Genomic DNA, 18,357 nt, shown 5'->3' with positions numbered 1-18,357 from the left:
CTAACCGATTGCACTGAAGAGTGGATAACCATGCCTGCCGGGCCTGCTCCGCCCGAGCTAGCGGCACAGGGCGAGCACCTGCCGGGCGGCGCGCTCGAGCGCTTCCCCGTAGTGCGCGCCCTGCCCCGCCGCATGCACGGCGAGCGGATGCAGCTGATGCAGCGGGATCCTCTCGCGCCACCCCCCGCGCAGTGGCGCGACCGCCTCGTAGCCACGGAGGATCTCATCGAGCTGGGGGCAGCCGAACAGCGCGAGCATCGCGAGATCGGTCTCCGCGTGCCCGCCGTGCGCCGCTGGATCGATCGCTACCGCACCACGCGGCGTCCACATGACGTTGCCCGACCACAGGTCGCCGTGGATGCGCGCGGGCGCCGCGCCGTCATCGAAGGTGCCCGCGGCGATCTCCGCGCAGGCCGCTTCGACGATCCGGGCGGCGGCGGCAGTGAGCATGCCGAGCCGGACCGCGCGCGGCACGAACGGCAGCACGCGAGTGGCCGCGTAGAACGATCCCCACGAGCCAGGATCGCTGCCCGGTCCCGCGGGCATCGCCTGGGTCCCGATATAGAGGCCGCCGTCATGGCCGGCTGGCGGCGCGCCGAACCCAGGCGCGCCGGAGGCGTGGCAGCGGGCGAGCGCGGCACCAAACTGCCGGGCCGCGTCCTTGCTCGGGGCCGCGTGCACCAGCCGCTCAAGGGTGATGTGCCCGCTGCCGACCTCGTGCACCGCGACGACGGGCAGCCCACCCTCGGCAAGCCAGCGCAGCCCGGCCGCCTCCGCGGCGAAGAAGCCGGGGCCGTTGCCCGCGTCGTCGGTCTTGGTGAACGTCATGCCAGGCGGGTGATGAGGTGCTCGGCGTCGATCTTGCGGTTGCGGGGCTTGTCATCGCCCGGCTCGATGCCGCCGACGTAGAGCCACCCGAGCAGGCGCTCATGGGCGGCGAGGCCGTGCATCGTGGCGACCGCGGGCATGTCCACGAAGGGTCCGGTGCGCCATACGACCCCCCACCCCTCGTCGTGCAGCAGCAACGAGAGGTAGTGGCCGACTCCCGCGGCCGTGGCGATCTGCTCCCATTCCGGGACGCTGGGGGGGCGCACGGCGCGGTGCACCAGGGCGATCAGCAACGGCGCGCGCAGCGGCTTGGCGGCGAGCTTGCGCGCGTCCTCGATCTGCTCGGGGTCGGTGAGGCCGGGCACATCGCCGTGCATGTGGCCGGCGATCGCCTCGCCCATTCGCTCTCGGGCCGCGCCGCGCAGGGTGATGACCCGCCAGGGGCGCAGGGCCTTGTGGTCGGCCACGGACGTGCAGGCCTGGACGAGCCTGGTGATGTCAGCGTCGCTGGGTGCCTCGTCGGTGAGGGTGAGGAAGGAGCGGCGCGCCGAGAGCAGGTCGGCGATCGGCGAGGGTCGGTGTTCGATGGGGGCCACGGGATCCACCGTAGCGCGCGTGCCCGGGCCAGCGGGTGGCCCGGGCACGCGGTTCGGTCAACCGGTGATCTCGATCTTGCGAGCGCTGTCGCGCTTCTGCGACTTGGGCAGGGTGACGGCGAGGACACCGTCGTTGAGCTGCGCGCCGATGTTGTCGTGGTCGATCTCGGTGGGCAGGCTCACCTGGTAGCTGAATCGTCCGGTGCGCCGGGCGCGGCGATGGACGATGCCGTCGCGCTCCTTCTCCTCCACCTCGCCGGAGATGTGCAGGACGCCCTCGCGGTACTCGATCGCGATGTTGTCCTTGGTCACGCCAGGCAGTTCCGCCTCGACCTTGTAGGCGGTGTCGGTCTCCTCGATGTCGACGTTCGGCACCCAGGACGCGGGCGCGTCGCCGGGAGTGGTGTCGAGCCATCGGCCTAGCCGGTCGTAGAGCTCCTCGAAGTCGCGGAAGGGATCCCAGCGGCCCAGGGCCGGGGTGGCCGCGGCGCGTCGTGCTGGAAGTGCCATCGTTGTTCCTCCTTCATCCGAATGCTTGCGATGGTGGTCGAGGGATCTCGCACACCCCTCGTACTTGACATAACATGGACATAGTTGAGTGTATTCCACTCAAGGCTGGCGCGCGAGCCCGGGGTTCAGGCAGAGTTGCCGCATGGACGCGCGCACCCAGAGAACCCTCTTCGCCGACGCCGATCACGCCTGGCTCAGCGCCGACGAAGCCCGTGAGCTCGGCCGCTCCCTGCGCGAGGCCGTGCCCTTCGACGCCCACGCCGAGCTGACCCTCTCCCCCGCGCGCCCCACCGTCGCCGAGCACATCGAACGCACCAACAAGGGCCGCGTCGAGGACCTCATCCCTATCCGCATCGGCCGCATGAGCGAGACCCCCTTCACCTTCTATCGCGGCATCGCCGGGCTGATGGCCCACGACCTCCAGATCGCTCCCGTCACCGGCCTGCACGCTCAGTTGTGCGGGGACGCCCACGCGGCCAACTTCGGCCTGTTCGCCGGACGCCTCGGCGGGATCATCATGGATGTCAACGACTTCGACGAGACCATCCCCGGCCCCTGGGAATGGGACCTCAAGCGCCTCGCCGCTAGCCTCGTCCTCGCCGGGCGCGATAACGACATCGACCGCAAGTCGGCCACCAAGGCCGCCCGGCATGCCTCCCGCGCCTACCGCCGCACCATGCACCGCCTCGCCGACCTCACCTTCCTCGCTTCCTGGCGCACGCAGCCCGACGACACGGCCGTCAGCGAGGTCAAGGCCAAGCACCTCGAGGACGACCTCGAGGACGCGCGCGAGAAGGCCCAGCGCAACGCCAACCGCCGCGTCGCCGACAAGTGGACCGCCCAGGACGGCGACCGCTGGCGCTTCACCGAGGATCCACCGATCCGCGCCCACGTCACCGATGAAGTCGAGGAGCAGGTGATCGAGGCCCTGCGCGAGTACATCGCCACGGTGCCCGCCGCCCCGCGAACCCTGCTGCGCCGCTATCGCCCCCACGACGTGGTCCACCGCATCGTAGGCACCGGCAGCGTCGGGCTCCGCAGCTACCTGGTCCTGCTCGAGGGCAACGCCGGGGAAGCACTCGTGCTGCAGGTCAAGCAAGCCACTGCCTCCCAGCTCGAGCCGTACGTGCCCCACTCCGCGCCCGCCCACCACGGGCAGCGCGTCGCCGAGGGCGCCAAGCTCGTCCAGGCCGATCACGACGTCACGCTCGGCTGGACGAATATCGACGACCAGCACTACTACGTGCGCCAGTTCCGCAACCACAAGGCCGACATCGACCCCGAGACGCTCACCAGCAAGAATCTTGACGACTACGGCCGCCTCACCGGCGCCCTGCTCGCCCGCGCCCACGCCCGCACCACGGACCCCCGCGCGCTCAGCGCCTACCTCCGCAAGGGCAAACACTTCGACAAGGCCATCGCGGCCTTCGCCAATGCCTACGCCAACCAGATGGAGGACGACTACAGCGAGTTCACCGGCCTCATCGACGCGGGCGAGCTGCCCATCCTTCGCGACGTGTGAGCAGCACGGGCCCCGCTGTGAACTCGACGTAACAACGTTGATCAGGAGGAACCGGGCATCGCTGGCGCCATCGCAGATCAGCGCCGGTGCCGCGCCCCCGCGACGGCGGAAAAACGCCTGTAACACGTGGTCCCGGGGATAGGCTCAGCGAAGCCAACCGACCATGCCGGTCCACGCGCTGGGCCACGTCCCTGGGGGTCACCGCCTTGGAAGACGTCATCGACACGATCACCAGCATCAACGACATCTACTGGTACTTCGTCGTCGCGGTGCTCGTCCTGTCCGGCATCTACTACACGATCCGGTCCGGGGTCCTCCAGATCACCATGATCGGCGACATGTTCCGCTCCGTCGCCGAGCCCGCGCTCGTCATGGAGAACGGCAAGAAGGGCCTGTCCGCGTTCCAGTCGTTCACCATCGCCGCCGCCGCCCGCGTCGGCACCGGCAACATCGCCGGCGTGGCCATCGCCATCACCATCGGCGGCCCCGGCGCGATCTTCTGGATGTGGCTCACCGCCATCGTCGGCGCCGCCACGGCCTTCATCGAATCCACCCTCGCGCAGCTCTACAAGATCAAGGATGTCGATTCCTACCGTGGCGGCCCCGCCTACTACATCACCTACGGGCTCCGCAATCGCCACATCGCCATCGCGTTCTCGCTCATCGCGCTGGTGACGTACTCGCTGGTGTTCAACACCGTGCAGGCCAACACGATCTCCGACGTCGTGCAGACCTCCACCGGCAATAGCTCCGGCATGTTCACCGTTGGCATCGGCGTGCTCCTCGCTGGGCTGACCGCGCTGGTGGTGTTCGGCGGGGTGCGGCGCATCGCCCGCGTCACCGAGGTGCTCGTGCCGGTCATGGCGCTCTCCTACGTCGGGCTCGGACTGCTCGTGGTCGCGCTGAACATCAGCGAGGTACCGAACATGTTCCTGCTCATCATCGAGAACGCGTTCGGCATCCAGGAGATCGTCGGCGGCGGCATCGCCGCAGTCATCATGAACGGCATCCGCCGCGGCCTCTACTCCAACGAGGCCGGCATGGGCTCCATCCCCAATGTCAGTGCCACCGCCGCGGTGTCGCACCCCGTCAAGCAGGGGCTCGTGCAATCGCTCGGCGTGTACTTCGACACCCTGCTCATCTGCTCCATGACCGCGTTCATCATCCTGCTCGCCGATCCGTCCTACGGCGTGGGCCGCGAGGGCGCCTCGCTCACCCAGGAGGCTCTCGCCCTGCAGTTCGGCGACTGGGCCATCCACTACCTCGCGGTGGTGATCTTCTTCCTCGCGTTCAGCTCCGTGCTGGGCAACTACTACGTCGGCGAGGCCAACATGGCCTTCCTCAACAGCTCCAGCCTCGCCATCCTGCTGTTCCGCATGGCGGTGGTGGCGTGCGTGTTCCTCGGCTCGGTGGCGTCGCTGGCCCTCGTCTGGTCGCTCGCCGATCTCAGCATGGGCTTCATGGTCACCATCAACCTGCTGGTCATCGCGCCGCTGTCGGTCGTAGTGTTCCGGCTGCTCAAGCACTACCGGGAGCAGCGCGCGCAGGGCCTCGACCCGGTGTTCGTCCGCAGCGACATGCCGGACCTCACCGGCGTGGAGTGCGGGGGCTCGCGCACCGAGGCGGCGGGCGGCGCCGAGAACCGGTAGGCACGGGGGTCCCCGAGCTGCCCGGCCCCGAGTGTGCGAGAAACGACAGCTCCAGCGCTCGAGCCTGTCGTTTCTCGCACACTCGCCGCCGCGCCCAGCGCTACCCGCGCTTGGGCGGCAGCGGCACGAAGTAGCTGGTGCGTTCCTGGTACTCGCGGAAGCCGGGCCGGTCGGCCATGTGCTTCTCCAGCAGCCGCGCCCCAGTGGCATGAACGAGGAAGTACGTCATGACGACCGGCGACAGCACCGTCAGCGCACCGGGCCATACGTCGGCGGCGATGAGGAAGATCCCCCACCACACGCAGGCATCACCGAAGTAGTTGGGATGGCGGGTCCACGACCACAGGCCGCGGTCCATGATCTTGCCGCGATTGGCGCCGTCCGCCTTGAACTCGCGAAGCTGATGGTCCCCGACCGACTCGAAAAGCACGCCAACGATCCACAGCAGGATCCCGGCGAAGGCGATCCAGCCGAGCGGCCCATCGGAGATGGCGGCCACCTGGATGGGCAGGGAGATGAACCAGGCCGCGAGCGCCTGGGTGAGGTAGATCCGGGTGAGGGGCACCCACGGGGAGCCGCTGCCGTGGCTCTCGAGCATCGCCGCGTACCGCGGGTCCTCGCCGTGGCCGCGGGTGCGCTGCAGCAAGTGCCAGGCAAGCCGCAGCCCCCAGGCCGAGACGAGCAGCGCCACGACGATGCGGCGAGCGGGCTCGCCCGTTCCCGCGATCGCCGACACCACGGCAATGACGACGAACGCGAGCCCCCAGGTGACATCGACGACATTGTGCCTGCCGAGCGTGAATCCGATGCGGGCGGTGATCGCCATGAGCACGACGACCGCGAGCAGGCTGGCTGCGCTGACGATCAGGAAATCAGTCATTGCTGCTGTCCTCGCCGAGCCGTCCGGACCATTGCGGGCGCACGTCCGGGAAGCCGGACTCGCCACGATCACCGGGGCGGACGAGCAGGAGCTGGTCCACGCCCATGCGCCCGTCGCGGAACGTCCGGGCACCACCGACGAGGTAGAGGCGCCAGACGCGGGCCATCTCCTCGCCGACCATCGCCACGGCCTCGTCCCAGCGGTCCTCGAAGGTTTCGAGCCAGGCGTTGACGGTCCATTCGTAGTGCTCGCGCAGGGCGTGGACGTCGCGCAGCTCCAGGCCTGGCGCCTCGAGCATGGCGATGGTCTCGCCGACCGGGCGCATGTGCATGTCCGGGGCGATGAAGGACTCGATGAAGGGCCCGCCGCCGGGGTGCTTGCCGCGCCTCGACATCTGCTGGATCAGCACGCGCCCGCCGGGGCGGACGTTGTCATGGAGGGCACGGGCATAGCGGGGATAGTTGCGCTGCCCGACATGCTCGCCCATCTCGAGGGAGGTGACCGCGTCGAAAGGCCCGTCGGGGATCTCGCGGTAATCCTGCAGGCGGATCTCGACCTTGTCCTGCAGGCCCAGCCGGGCGATCCGATCGTCAGCGAAGCGCTTCTGCTCGGCCGAGATGGTCACGCCCACGACGGTGACACCATAGTTCGCGGCGGCGTGGATGCTCAGCGAGCCCCAGCCGCAGCCGATGTCGAGCATCCGCATGCCGGGGCGCAGGCCAACCTTGCGGCACACGAGGTCGAGCTTGTCGCGCTGCGCGTCCTCGACGGTGTAGCCGGGCTCGCGGGAGGGCCAGTAGCCGCACGAGTAGGCCATGTTGGGGTCGAGGATCAGGGCGTAGAAGTCGTTCGATAGGTCGTAGTGGTGGCTGATGGCCTGCCGGTCCCGTCCCGGGCTGTGCAGGCGCCCCCGGACACGGGCCTGGGTGGCCGGCGGCTGCGGGTCGAGGCCGAGCGCGTCGAGCTGCCGGGCTGCGCGAGCGAGCCGGGCGATCAACCGCGGGCCCGGACGGACCGCGGAGAGCCCACGCTCGCGCACGACGTTCCAGACGTGGTCGAGGGCCTCGCCGAGATCACCCTCGACATCGAGCTCGCCGGTGACGTAGGCCTGCGCGGCACCGAGCTCGCCGGGATGCCACAGGAGCCGCCGCAGCGCATCGGTGCTGCTGATCCGCACGCGCGGGGCATCCTCGGGGCCCGCGCTGCTGCCGTCCCAGGCGGTCAGCCGCACGGGCAGGGGGCTTCCGGTGATCGGCTCGAGGATCTCGGCGATCAACCCGGCAGCGCCCGTCGCGCTGGCGCTCGGCGCCTCGTGGCCGTGGACGTCATTGGTGGCGGTGGTCGTCACGAGATGCCCTCCTTGCGCGCATCGCTGTCCTCGCCCGGGCGGGTGAACAGGATCTGCTCGACGTCGAGGTAGCGGGCGGAGAACCCGGCCTCGGAGTAGTTGAGGTAGAACTTCCACATGCGGCGGAACACGTCGTCGAAGCCGAGCTGGCGGGCATCGTCGAACGTCGCCGTGAAGCGGTCCTCCCACAGCCGCAGCGTGCGGGCATAATGCAGGCCCATGCCGAGCCGGTCGGCGATGCGCAGGCTCGTGCTCCGGGTGACGGTGTCGTCGATCGCCTGGACGGAGGGGATGAGGCCGCCAGGGAAGATGTACTTGTGGATCCACGTGTAGGTGTTGCGCGTGGCCATCATGCGCTCGTGCGGCATGGTGATGGCCTGGATGGCGACCTTGCCGCCGGGGGCGAGCAGCTCGTCGATCTTCTGGAAGTAGGTCGTCCAGTACTGGTAGCCGACGGCCTCGATCATCTCGACCGAGACGATCGCGTCGAACTCGCCCTCGACGAAGCGATAGTCGAGCACGTCCACGTCGACGAGCCCGGCGAGGCCCGCCTCGGCGACACGGTGGCGGGCGACCTCGGCCTGGGCGGTGGAGAGCGTGACGGTGCGCACGCGAGCGCCGCGCTGGGCGGCACGGACGGCGAGCTCCCCCCACCCGGTGCCGATCTCGAGCAGGCGCGTGCCCTCGCCGACGCCCGCCTGATCGAGGAGCCGGTCGATCTTGCGCCGCTGCGCCGCCGCGAGATCATCCCAGCTCGCCCCGACAGGATCGGTGAAGAGGGCGGCGGAGTAGGTCATGGACTTGTCGAGGAACAGCCGGAAGAAATCGTTGGACAAGTCGTAGTGCCGGGAGATGTTGGAGCGCGAGTTCTCCGTGGAGTTGCGCTCGCTGCGCGGCTGCCGGGCGATCAGTGCCGCGCGCAGCCGTTGCAGCGGCGCGGGCACGAGGCTGGTGAGGTTGCGAGCGAACACCTCGAGCACGGCCTCGAGGTCATCGGCGTCCCAGTCGCCGGCCATGTAGGCCTCGCCGAACCCGATCAGCGCGCCGCAACCGAGCCGGTCGAAGAAGTCGGCTGGACGGCGCAGGATCATCCGCGGAGCCGGAGCGTCCGGGTCGGGGCTGCCCCAGATCGTGCCGTCGGGCAGCTCGACCCGCAGCGGCATGTCCTTGACCGCGTGGCGGAATAGCCGTCGCGCCACGCGTCCACGGCCGCGCGCGATGGGCCCGCTCGGTGGCGAGTCCACGCCGGGCCAGCGCTCGGGATCGATGGCGAGGGGTGGTGCCGGCGCGGTGATCGCTTCCGGCGATGTTGTCGCAGCGTCGGTGTTCATCGTGCCTGCCACTTTCTTCCTGGGGACGGGGTTCTCCTGCTGATCATGACGCGACCGCGCGGTGCGCGGGCTCGCTTCGGCGGTGGTTCGCTTCATCTACGTGCCCTCCTGCCGGGCGTGGACCGGGCGGGGCTGGATGGGCAGGCGCCGCGCCCACAGCCGGATGCCCTGCCAGCGGATCTGCACGATCACCCGCAGCGGCGCCCAGGGGATGCTGGCGAATGCCCGCAGCAGCGTGCGGCGCGTGATGGGCCGCCTCGTGCCGGTCACGGAGGCGACGAAGGGCGGCTGGGCGCTGCGATGCAGCACGATCGCGAGCCCGAGGCGCTCGCCGGGCACGGGCAGCCGCAGCTCGTAGTCGCCCGAGACGTCGTTGAACGGGGAGACGTAGAACTCCTTGGCCACGCGCGCGCCACCAGGGTCGACGACAGCGCCGGCGGGCAGCAGGTAGCAGTGCCGCTCGCCGTAGGTGTTGCGCACCTCGGCGATGACGCAGCGCAGCTCGCCGTCGCCGCCGAAGCACCAGAACACCGAGAGCGGATTGAAGTTGACGCCGAGGACCCGTGCGTTGGCGAGCATGAGGATGGTGCCGCCCCGCAGGTCGATCCCGCGGGTGGCGAGGAAGGCGTCGACGTTCGCGCGGATGGGGCGTGCTGGATCGCCCAGGTGGTCGCGGGCCTCGAACCGCGCGAGCGGGCGCAGCCACCAGGGCAGCACGGGCAAGCGGTCGAGATCGACGAGCCACCAGTAGCTGCGGTAGGTGAACTCGTTGCGCAGGGGCGCCCGCCGCACGTGCCGGACCTCGGTGGGGTACAGCGCGCCCGGGTAGGTGCGGACCGTCGTGCTGGTCACCAGGTCGCTCCGAGGTGCTCGGCGGCGCGCAGGCCCGACAGGGCGCCGTCCTCGTGGAATCCCCAGCCGTGGTAGGCGCCGGCGAAGGCGATGCGGCTCGTGCTGATGCCGGGCAGCCTGCGCTGCGCGGCGACGGCCTCGGGGGTGTACTGGGGATGCTCGTAGCCCATCGTGTCGATCACGGCGCCCGCATCGATGAGGTGCTCCCCGCCGAGGGTGACGACGAAGCGGCGGCCATCGAGCGCGCCGAGGCGTTGCAGCCGCGTCATGTCGTAGCTGACAAGCACGTTCTCCGGATCGGCATCGCAGGAGGGGATGCGGTAGTTCCACGAAGCCCGGGCCCGGGGCGCCTTCGGCAGCACGGACTCGTCGGTGTGCAGCTGTGCCTTGTTGGGGGTGTAGTGGATCGCACCGAGCACCTCGCGCTGCTCCGGCGTCGCCGAGGGAAGCATGGTGAGGGCCTGATGGGGGTGCGTGGCGATCACAACCGCGTCGAAGACCGCGCGCTCGCCGCCCTCGAGCACCACGAGCACATGGTCCTTGGCCTCCCGCACCGACCGCACGGGCGTGGCCGTGTGCACGGCGTCGAGCTGCTTGGCGACCCGCGCCACGTACTCGCGCGAGCCGCCCGTGACGGTGCGCCAGGTGGGTGATCCCGTGACGCTGAGCATCCCGTGATGATCGAGGAAGGCAAACAGGTAGCGGGCCGGGTATTGCAGCGCCGTGCCCGGGTTGCAGGACCACACCGCGGAGACCAGCGGGGTGACGAAGTGCTGGATGAAGTAGGGCGAGAATCCGCCTGCCTCGAGGAACGCCCCGAGGGTGACGTCCGGGTCGGCGCGAGGATCGTGCTCGTCGGCATCGAGGACCTTGCGGGCCGCGCGGTGGAAGCGCTTGACCTCAGCGAGCATGCGCAGGTAGCGGCCGCGGCCGAGGGTCCGCGCGGTGGGGATGATGCCGGGTGCCTTCTTGCCGCCGGCATACTCGAGGCCGCAACCGTCGCAGCGCACCGACATGCTCATGTCGGTCTCCTGGGTCTCCACGCCCAGCTCGGCGAAGAGCCTCAGCAGAGTCGGGTAGGTGCGGTCATTGTGCACGATGAAACCAGTGTCGACGGGCACGGTCGCTCCACCGACGGGCACGTCGTGGGTGTCGGCGTGGCCGCCGAGCCGCGCGTCCGCCTCGAACAGCGTCACCTTGGCGCTGGTGCGCAGCACCCACGCCGCGGTGAGTCCCGCGACGCCGCTGCCGATGACAGCTACCCGCCTGTCCTCATGGATCGCTCGTGCCATGGATTCCCCCTCGTGTTGCTGTATTCCTTGGGCATTCGGAGCCGCCGCCGGATCGGTTCGGTGGTAGCGCGCGGGCCTAGCGCGGCAGCGCGGCGATCTCTTGCACGCGCTCGACGGTCCAGTCGTGCCAGCGGGATGCGTCGCGCAGCATGAAGTGCCCGGCGCCCTCGACGGGATGCCATGATGCTTCCACGCCGGCGGTGCTGGCGCGCAGCGTTTCCCGCCGGGATGCTGCCGGGTCGGTCCATCCGTCCGCGGTGCCGTGCAGGACGTGCACCCGCTGCCCCTCCCCGAGCAGGGCGCCCTCATCCTGTGGCCACCATGGGGCGAGCGCCACGACTCCGCGCACGGCGGGATGGGAAGCGCAGTGCGCCGCCACCCTGCCGCCCATGGAGTGGCCGACGAGCACGACCGGGGTCCCGGGATACAGCGCGAGGCGCTGCTGCAGGATGGCCAGGGCATCGGCGCGCACGGTCGATCCGTCACCGTTCCAGCCGCGCTGGCTGTAGCTGACCTGCGTGACATCGAGGCCGGGGACCGCGCGGAGCGCTGCTGTGAACGGGCGCATCCGCACCGCCGCGAGGTGCCAGGGGCGCAGCGGGCGGGAGTTGCGGACCTTGCCGCCAGGGAGCACGAGCACGATTGCGTTCACGCGAGGTATTCGCTCCTGCCGCGGGTGCGGATGGGCCGGTGGGCAGTGAAGTGCCTCACCCTCACCGGGCCCGGAAGCCCCAAGTGCGATATCGGACACATTTGGACACCCTGGTGCAGCATCGCTTTCCCGCAAGGTGAGAAAGTGATGGGGAGACAACCGCGGCAATTATGGAGATCCCATTCCCGCGGCGTGGTGCACGTCACTACGCTAGAAAGCCAGCCTTGCAATCAAAGGAGCCTGCCATGGCTAATGAGCCCGCAACCAAGCAGCGGCACCAGGTCGTCATCATCGGGTCCGGTTTCGGCGGATTGTTCGCGACCCAGGCGCTGAAGCGGGCCGATGTGGACGTCACGATGATCGCCCGCACCACCCATCACCTGTTCCAGCCGCTGCTGTACCAGGTGGCCACCGGCATCCTCTCGGTCGGCGAGATCGCCGCCCCCACGCGCGTCGTGCTGCGCAAGCAGAAGAACGCGCGCGTGCTGATGGGCGAGGTCATCGACATCGACGTGCAGAACAAGACCATCACGTCCGAGCAGTTCGGTCATATCACTGTCACCTCGTATGACAGCCTGATCGTCGCGGCGGGCGCCGAGCAGTCGTACTTCGGCAACGATCACTTCGCCAAGCACGCGCCCGGCATGAAGACCGTGGACCATGCGCTCGAGCTGCGCGGCAAGATCGTTTCCGCGTTCGAGCTCGCGGAACTGTCCAATGACCCCGTCGAGCAGGAGAAGCTGCTCACCTTCGTCGTGGTCGGCGCGGGCCCCACGGGCGTCGAGATGGCGGGGCAGATCGCCGAGCTCGCGAAGGACACCCTCGAGGGCGCGTTCCGCAACATCGATCCGGGCCAGGCGCGGGTGATCCTGCTCGACGCCGCGCCGCAGGTGCTGCCGCCGTTCGGCCCGAAGCTCGGCATGAAGGCGCAGAACCGCCTCGAGAAGCTCGGCGTGGAGATCATGCTGAACACGTTCGTCACCGATGTTGATGAGAACGGCATCGTGGTGAAGAACAAGGAGGGCCAGGAGCAGCGCATCACGTCGTACTGCAAGCTGTGGGCCGCGGGCGTGGCGGCCAGCCCGCTCGGCAAGATCCTCGCCGACCAGACCGGCACCGGCGTGGATCGCGCCGGTCGCGTCGAGGTCAACCCGGACTTGACGGTCCAGGGGCAGCCGAACATCTTCGTGGTGGGCGACATGATGTCCCTGGACGGGCTCCCCGGCGTCGCGCAGGTCGCCATCCAGGGCGGCCGCTACTCGGCCAAGGCGATCAAGAAGGAGATCAAGGCCGAGAAGAAGGGCCAGCCCGTCCCGGAGCGCAAGCCGTTCTCCTACTTCAACAAGGGCAACATGGCCGCTGTGTCGAAGTACAGCGCCGTCGCCCAGGTCGGCAAGATCAACATCAGCGGGTTCATCGGGTGGCTGATGTGGCTCGCGGTGCACCTGGTCTACATCGTGGGCTTCAAGAGCCGCGTGGCCACGCTGTTCTCCTGGACGGTGACCTTCCTGACCAACTCGCGCGCGCAGCTCACCGTGACCGAGCAGTGGATGACGGCCCGGACCGCGCTCGATCATCTCGAATCGCTGGAGGCGCAGAAGAAGGCGCAGGCGAAGCAGGACGAGCTCGAAGCTAGCTGAAGCGGCTAGCGCCTAGCTCGCGGCGCCGGGGACCCTCCAGGGTTCCCGGCGCCGTTGCCGTTTCCCGGCCCTCAGGAAGTGCCGAGCTTGGCGGAGTCGATGATGTTCTGGATGCGGACATGGCCGCGGGCGACGAGCCGGTGCTGCTCATCGGTGATGTTGACCAGCCACAGCTGCTGCAGCCTGCCGCGGTGCAGCGGGATGGAGTGCGCGTGGAGCGTTCCCTCGCGCACGGCGCGGAGGAAGTCAGTGTTGTTGTTGACCCCCACGACGTGGCCGCGATCGCCGAGCCAGGCGGTGCCAGCGACGCTGGCCATGGATTCGACGACGGCGCAGTAGACGCCGCCGTGGACGAGCCCGGCGGGCTGGTGCATGTCGGGGCGGATCGTCCAGTGCGCGCGCACGGAGTCGGGGGTGATCTCGGTATAGCGGAGGCCTAGGTACTGGCCCATTCCGCGGTTGAGCATCTCGGTGAGCTCGTCGGGGATGTCGCTGGGGAAGCCGGGGGCGGAATCGGTAGTGGTCACGTGTGGATCCTTTTGCGTGGGAATGCAGATGGGCCTCACGCCACTGTAAGCGTGAGGCCCATCCTGGCATGGACCGGGTGTCGCTGCAGCCCTCAGGACACCGTCACGGCCCGGCGGTCTTTGTGCTCCCCCGCCCACGCACTACATTAGGTGAGCCTTGCCTCATCTGCAACCCGTTCCGAAGAGTGACTTTCATCACACAGCCGCTGCGAGGCTCCCCCAGCGCAGCCGCACCACGGACGAATGGCTCCGCACCGGCCGACCGAGCTCCTCGAAGGCCGTGATCAGCCCCCGGGCGCGCCGCAGCGCGGCAGCGTCATCGACCCCAGCCCGCGCCGGAGCATAGGAAGCCATCCCGAGCACGGCCTCGCCCACCATCGACCACAACCGCGAGGCGTCCACCCCGGACAAGCGCGCGATCTCGGCGAGCAACGGGGCCAGCGTCGTCTCGCACCGGTGCGCCACCCACATCACCAGCGCCCCCTCGCTGGGCAGCGTCCGCACCGCCCGTGATCCCTCGGCGGGGTCCCCGGGTAGCACGCGCAGCATCGGATCCACCACCCCAGCCCAGTCCACGCCGCCGTCGGAGTCATAGTGCAGCCACAGGTTGTCGGTGCCGGGATCCCACGCGCGACCCTCGAGCACCAGCAGCGCGACAAGGCGGGCCACCACGGCATGAATCACCATCGAGGCAACCTGGCCGGTCGCCACGTCGCGCGAGCCGAGCTCGCGAACGGCCCTGCGGTGCATGACCTCCAGGCGCCCCTCCGGGATCGCCGCACCCAGCGGCCACCATGGCGGCGGGGCTCGGTGTGCATCCAGGTGATCGCATAGTTGCGCGGATAGTCGACGTCGAGCGCGCGCAACCGCGCCATGCTCGCGAGGAACGGCTGCTCCACGCGGGCGGCTAGTCGCCCCTGGCTCGCCCCGCCCGCCAGCGCGGGCGACGTCGGCGTTGTTGTCACGAAGCCCATTCGTTGCTCATCCCTCCCGAGCCCCGGCGCAGGGGCCTCCAACAGCGTCGCGGCCCCACCCGGGACCTTTTGATTAGCGTACCCTAACCATAGTGAGGTCAGGCTAAGCTATTCAAATCCCGAGGCCGCCCGCCTTCCGCGACCACGGTTTCGCCGCCCTGGTTAGGTTCGCGTAACCTAACGACAGCGCCCGAGGTCGTGGCGCCAGGGCCGATCCTCACTCGTCCGTGCCGAAAGCGAGCTACACCGTGTCGAACACACTGTCCGCGGCCGCGGATCACGCTGCGCTCCCGCGCGCCAGAACCTCCGGGCCGGACCACCTCGGACGGCAAGCCCCGCTCGACCCGCGCGCGCCCTGGTGGCGGCACCTCTCCGCCCACGCGATCGACGCGCTCATCGTTGCCGCGCCGCTCACGCTCGGGCTCCTCATCATCAGCAGCCTCAGCGACCAGTCCGGCGGCGGGCAGGCAGACCGGGCCGTCTTCGCGATCTTCACCGCCGCGGCCACCCTCGGCCTCGCGTGGTGGAACCTCGGAGCCCGCGACGGCACGCGGGGCCAGTCGCTGGGCAAGTCCGCCGCCCTGCTCATCACCCGGGACACCCGGACCGGTCGCCCCCTCGGCCCACGGCGCGCGCTCGCCCGGCGCCTCACCCTGGGACGCGCGGGCGGGCCCGCGGAGACCCTCGACGAGCCCGCCGCCCTCGCCGAGGGCTTCGAGCCCGACCAGCAGGCCCCCACCATCGCCGAGCTGCGCCGGCGCCGGCTCCTCGGCCTGGCAGCGCTCGCGATCACACTCGTGTTCATGGCCTTCGCCAGCATCGCCATCGGCGCACGCCCGCTAGCCCTCCTCGAGATCCAGAACGCGCTGCTCTCCCCCAGCGGTGCCGATACCGACATCATCGTGCGCAGCCTCCGCGTGCCCCGCACGCTCCTCGCGATCACTGTCGGCATCGCCATCGGCGTCGCTGGCGCGCTGATCCAGGGCCACACCCGCAACCCCCTCGCGGACCCCGGGATACTCGGCGTCATCCCCGGCGCGGCGTTCGCCGTCGTGCTCGCCGTCTACCTGTTCCGGCTCGGCTCGCCCAGCGAGTACGTATGGTTCGCCTTCCTCGGGGCCTTCCTGACCACGATCGTTGTGTTTGGCATCGCCTCCATCGGCAAGGGCGGCGCGAGCCCGCTCACCCTGCCCCTCGCGGGCGTGGCCGTGGGCGCCTTCCTCACCGCCATGACCAACGCCGTAGTCCTGCTCGACCGCGCGTCCCTCGATGCCTACCGCTTCTGGAACGTCGGCTCGGTCGCGGGGCGCGGGCTCGACGTGCTGCTGCAAGTGCTGCCGTTCATCATCGTGGGACTCGCGATCGCGCGGGCCAGCACCCCGGGCCTCAACCTCCTGAGCCTTGGCGACGACATGGCGCGCTCGCTCGGCACCAACATCGCGCTGACCCGCGTCGCGGGCATCCTCGCGATCACCCTCCTTGCCGGCGCGGCGACCGCAGCGTGCGGCGTCATCGCTTTCCTCGGCCTCGTGGTGCCGCACATCGCGCGCGCCATCACCGGCCCCGACTACAAATGGATCGTTCCGTTCTCCGGCCTGTGCGGCGCGATCCTCATCCTCTCGGCCGACGTGCTCGGCCGCATCGTGGTCCGCCCGAGCGAGCTACAGCTCGGCATCGTGCTCGCCCTCGTCGGCGGACCGTTCTTCATCGCGCTGGTGCGCCGACGGAAGCTGGTGAGCCTGTGAGGACCGAGCCCCCGATGACCCAGCCCGCTACCACCCAGCCCGCTACCACCGCCCGCGATATCACCAGCTACGTCGATCCCTCCGTTCGCGTCGTGCCCTCGCGGCCCTCCCTGCGCATCGCGGGCAGCTCCTTCGTGCTGCGCCCACGGATGATCATCGTGAGCACCCTGCTCGCGATGGTGATCGTGCTGCTGATGGGCATCAACATCGGCCGGGGCGACTTTCCCCTCTCCCTCGCCGACGTCGCCCGCGTCCTGCTCGGCGGCGGCGACAACCTCGAGCAGTTCATCGTCATCGACCTGCGGCTGCCCCGCTCCCTCGTGGGCGTGGTGGTCGGCTTCTCCCTCGGCCTCGCCGGCGCGATCACCCAGTCGCTGACGCGCAACGGCCTGGCCAGCCCCGATATCCTCGGCATCAGTTCCGGGGCGTCGGTCACCGCGGTGGCCGTGATCGTGCTCACGGGGGGGTCCACCGGGGTGGTGCTCTCCAGGCTCGGCTCGGTCGGCCTGCCACTAGCCGCGCTCATCGGCGGCCTGGTCACCGCGGTCATCCTGTACGCGCTCGCGTGGAAGGGCGGCGTCGATGGATTCCGGCTGATCCTCATCGGCATCGCGATCACCGCGATCTGCCAGGCGCTGGTCTACTGGATGCTTATCAAGTCCGACATCAACGACGTCGCCCAGGCCCAGGCGTGGCTCGTCGGCTCCCTCAATGGGCGTGACTGGCGGCACTTCGTCCCGATGCTCGCCGCGACCGCCGCGTTCAGCGGCGTCGCCCTCGCCGCCGCCTCGAGCGTCAACGTGCTGCGCCTTGGCGACGAGACCGCCCGAGCACTCGGTGCCCGGGTGAATGGCACGCAGGCCGTTCTGCTCCTGAGCGCGGTGGGCCTGGCCGCCGCGAGCGTCGCCGCGGCCGGCCCGATCGGCTTCGTGGGCCTGATGGCCCCCCAGGTCGCGCTGCGGCTGCTGCGCTCCCCCGGGCCGCCGTTGCTCGCTTCCGGGCTGGTCGGCGCCGCCCTTGTGCTGGCCGCGGATATCACCGCCCGCACCATGCTGCCGGTGGAGCTGCCCGCCGGCATCGTCACCGCCGCCCTCGGTGTCCCGTTCCTGCTCTACCTCCTCGTCCGCACCAATCGCAAGGTGACAGCATGAGCACGACGGCACGGCTCCATGCCAGCAATGTGACGCTCGGCTACGGCGATCGCCTCATCGTCGAGGGGCTCGACCTCGAGATCCCGCAGGGCGGGGTGACAACGATCATCGGGCCCAACGGCTGTGGCAAGTCCACCTTGCTCCGGGCGCTCGGTCGGCTCCTCAAGCCGCGCGAGGGAAGCGTCATCCTCGATGGGCGCTCCATTCATTCGCTGCGCACCAAGGAAGTCGCGCGCCTGGTGGGGCTGCTCCCGCAGGCCCCGATCGCGCCCGAGGGGCTGGCCGTGGCCGACCTGGTCGCGCGCGGGCGCCACCCCCACCAGTCCTGGATGCGCCAATGGTCCGCCGACGATGAGCACGTGGTCGCCGCGGCGCTGGAGCTGACGGGCATCACCGAGCTCGCCGACCGCCCCGTCGATGAGCTCTCTGGCGGGCAGCGGCAACGGGTGTGGATCTCGATGGCGCTCGCGCAGGGCACCGACATCCTGCTGCTCGACGAGCCCACGACCTACCTCGATCTGTCGCACGCGCTCGATGTGCTCGATCTCGTGGACCGGTTGCACGACGAGATGGGCCGCACCGTGGTGATGGTGCTGCATGACCTGAACCTCGCGGTGCGGTATAGCGATCACCTCGTGGTCATGAAGGCGGGCCGGATCATCGCCTCGGGCGCGCCGCGGGAGGTGATCACCCCGGCCCTGCTCGACGAGGCGTTCGGCCTGCGCGCGGCGGTGATCGAGGATCCCGCCTCCGATGCCCCGCTGATCGTGCCCATCGGCACGCGCCATGTGCATGCGGGGCTCGCCGGCAGCGAGAAGCAACCGGCCCGCGCGTGACCCTGAAGGTGACTACGACCACTC

Annotated in this window: 17 protein-coding genes; 6 read left to right on the top strand and 11 right to left on the bottom strand. The window is 69.7% G+C overall.

The window, feature by feature from the left end:
* Nucleotides 1-57 precede the first annotated feature (57 nt).
* From HT102_RS14230 to HT102_RS14220, 3 genes are read right to left on the bottom strand one after another with little or no spacing between them, the layout of a single operon-like run.
* Nucleotides 58-828 (bottom strand): fructosamine kinase family protein, encoded by a 771-nt coding sequence (locus HT102_RS14230; protein WP_192040096.1) that lies wholly within the window; start codon nt 826-828, stop codon nt 58-60.
* Entirely contained in the window at nt 825-1,424 is a 600-nt protein-coding gene (locus HT102_RS14225; protein WP_333473466.1) for a nitroreductase family protein, read from the bottom strand. Before HT102_RS14225 ends, HT102_RS14230 begins: the two co-directional genes overlap by 4 nt.
* A 57-nt stretch (nt 1,425-1,481) precedes the next feature.
* On the bottom strand, nt 1,482-1,934 hold the full coding sequence (locus HT102_RS14220; protein ID WP_192040095.1) for an Hsp20/alpha crystallin family protein: 453 nt from the start codon (nt 1,932-1,934) through the stop codon (nt 1,482-1,484).
* Between the two features lie 142 nt (nt 1,935-2,076).
* Here HT102_RS14220 and HT102_RS14215 point away from each other — a divergent pair, with 142 nt between their 5' ends.
* Nucleotides 2,077-3,456: a DUF2252 domain-containing protein gene (locus HT102_RS14215; RefSeq protein WP_192040094.1), complete on the top strand. Its 1,380-nt coding sequence runs from the start codon at nt 2,077-2,079 to the stop codon at nt 3,454-3,456.
* Between the two features lie 206 nt (nt 3,457-3,662).
* Nucleotides 3,663-5,105, top strand: a complete 1,443-nt coding sequence (locus HT102_RS14210) for an alanine/glycine:cation symporter family protein (protein WP_192040093.1) — start codon at nt 3,663-3,665, stop codon at nt 5,103-5,105.
* Between the two features lie 100 nt (nt 5,106-5,205).
* Here the strand turns inward: HT102_RS14210 and HT102_RS14205 are convergent, their stop codons facing one another.
* From HT102_RS14205 to HT102_RS14180, 6 genes are all read right to left on the bottom strand, one after another.
* Nucleotides 5,206-5,985 (bottom strand): DUF1295 domain-containing protein, encoded by a 780-nt coding sequence (locus HT102_RS14205; RefSeq protein ID WP_192040092.1) that lies wholly within the window; start codon nt 5,983-5,985, stop codon nt 5,206-5,208.
* On the bottom strand, nt 5,978-7,261 hold the full coding sequence (locus HT102_RS14200) for a class I SAM-dependent methyltransferase (RefSeq protein WP_225443724.1): 1,284 nt from the start codon (nt 7,259-7,261) through the stop codon (nt 5,978-5,980). Before HT102_RS14200 ends, HT102_RS14205 begins: the two co-directional genes overlap by 8 nt.
* A 68-nt stretch (nt 7,262-7,329) precedes the next feature.
* Entirely contained in the window at nt 7,330-8,664 is a 1,335-nt protein-coding gene (locus tag HT102_RS14195) for a class I SAM-dependent methyltransferase (protein WP_192040152.1), read from the bottom strand.
* A 96-nt stretch (nt 8,665-8,760) separates the two neighbouring features.
* Nucleotides 8,761-9,516 carry a DUF1365 domain-containing protein gene (locus HT102_RS14190; RefSeq protein WP_333473465.1) on the bottom strand — a complete coding sequence of 252 codons (756 nt, stop codon included), beginning with the start codon at nt 9,514-9,516 and terminating at the stop codon, nt 8,761-8,763.
* Nucleotides 9,513-10,808, bottom strand: a complete 1,296-nt coding sequence (locus HT102_RS14185; RefSeq protein ID WP_192040091.1) for an NAD(P)/FAD-dependent oxidoreductase — start codon at nt 10,806-10,808, stop codon at nt 9,513-9,515. Before HT102_RS14185 ends, HT102_RS14190 begins: the two co-directional genes overlap by 4 nt.
* A 76-nt stretch (nt 10,809-10,884) precedes the next feature.
* Nucleotides 10,885-11,460, bottom strand: a complete 576-nt coding sequence (locus HT102_RS14180; RefSeq protein WP_333473464.1) for an alpha/beta hydrolase — start codon at nt 11,458-11,460, stop codon at nt 10,885-10,887.
* Nucleotides 11,461-11,705: 245 nt separating this feature from the next.
* Between HT102_RS14180 and HT102_RS14175 the strand changes: the two genes are divergently transcribed.
* On the top strand, nt 11,706-13,100 hold the full coding sequence (locus HT102_RS14175) for an NAD(P)/FAD-dependent oxidoreductase (protein WP_192040090.1): 1,395 nt from the start codon (nt 11,706-11,708) through the stop codon (nt 13,098-13,100).
* Between the two features lie 71 nt (nt 13,101-13,171).
* On the opposite strand, the gene HT102_RS14170 is transcribed toward HT102_RS14175, so the two are convergent.
* Entirely contained in the window at nt 13,172-13,567 is a 396-nt protein-coding gene (locus HT102_RS14170) for a PaaI family thioesterase (RefSeq protein WP_192040149.1), read from the bottom strand.
* 255 nt (nt 13,568-13,822) lie between these two features.
* A complete protein-coding gene (locus tag HT102_RS14165; protein WP_192040089.1) occupies nt 13,823-14,377 on the bottom strand; it encodes a hypothetical protein in 555 nt (184 codons plus the stop codon).
* A gap of 472 nt (nt 14,378-14,849) precedes the next feature.
* On the opposite strand from HT102_RS14165, the gene HT102_RS14160 reads away from it, so the two are divergent.
* The 3 genes from HT102_RS14160 to HT102_RS14150 are packed head-to-tail and all read left to right on the top strand — an operon-like array spanning nt 14,850 to nt 18,333.
* Nucleotides 14,850-16,346, top strand: a complete 1,497-nt coding sequence (locus HT102_RS14160) for an iron ABC transporter permease (protein WP_333473463.1) — start codon at nt 14,850-14,852, stop codon at nt 16,344-16,346.
* A 14-nt stretch (nt 16,347-16,360) separates the two neighbouring features.
* Entirely contained in the window at nt 16,361-17,497 is a 1,137-nt protein-coding gene (locus HT102_RS14155) for a FecCD family ABC transporter permease (protein ID WP_225443702.1), read from the top strand.
* Nucleotides 17,494-18,333: an ABC transporter ATP-binding protein gene (locus HT102_RS14150; protein WP_192040088.1), complete on the top strand. Its 840-nt coding sequence runs from the start codon at nt 17,494-17,496 to the stop codon at nt 18,331-18,333. The genes HT102_RS14155 and HT102_RS14150 overlap by 4 nt, the downstream gene beginning before the upstream one ends.
* Nucleotides 18,334-18,357 lie beyond the last annotated feature (24 nt).

The organism is Lolliginicoccus lacisalsi, from assembly GCF_014841105.1.
Taxonomy (GTDB): Bacteria; Actinomycetota; Actinomycetes; order Mycobacteriales; family Mycobacteriaceae; genus Lolliginicoccus; species Lolliginicoccus lacisalsi.
Note: the sequence above shows the minus strand (reverse complement) of the source record. Positions and strands in the feature narration are given on the sequence as shown.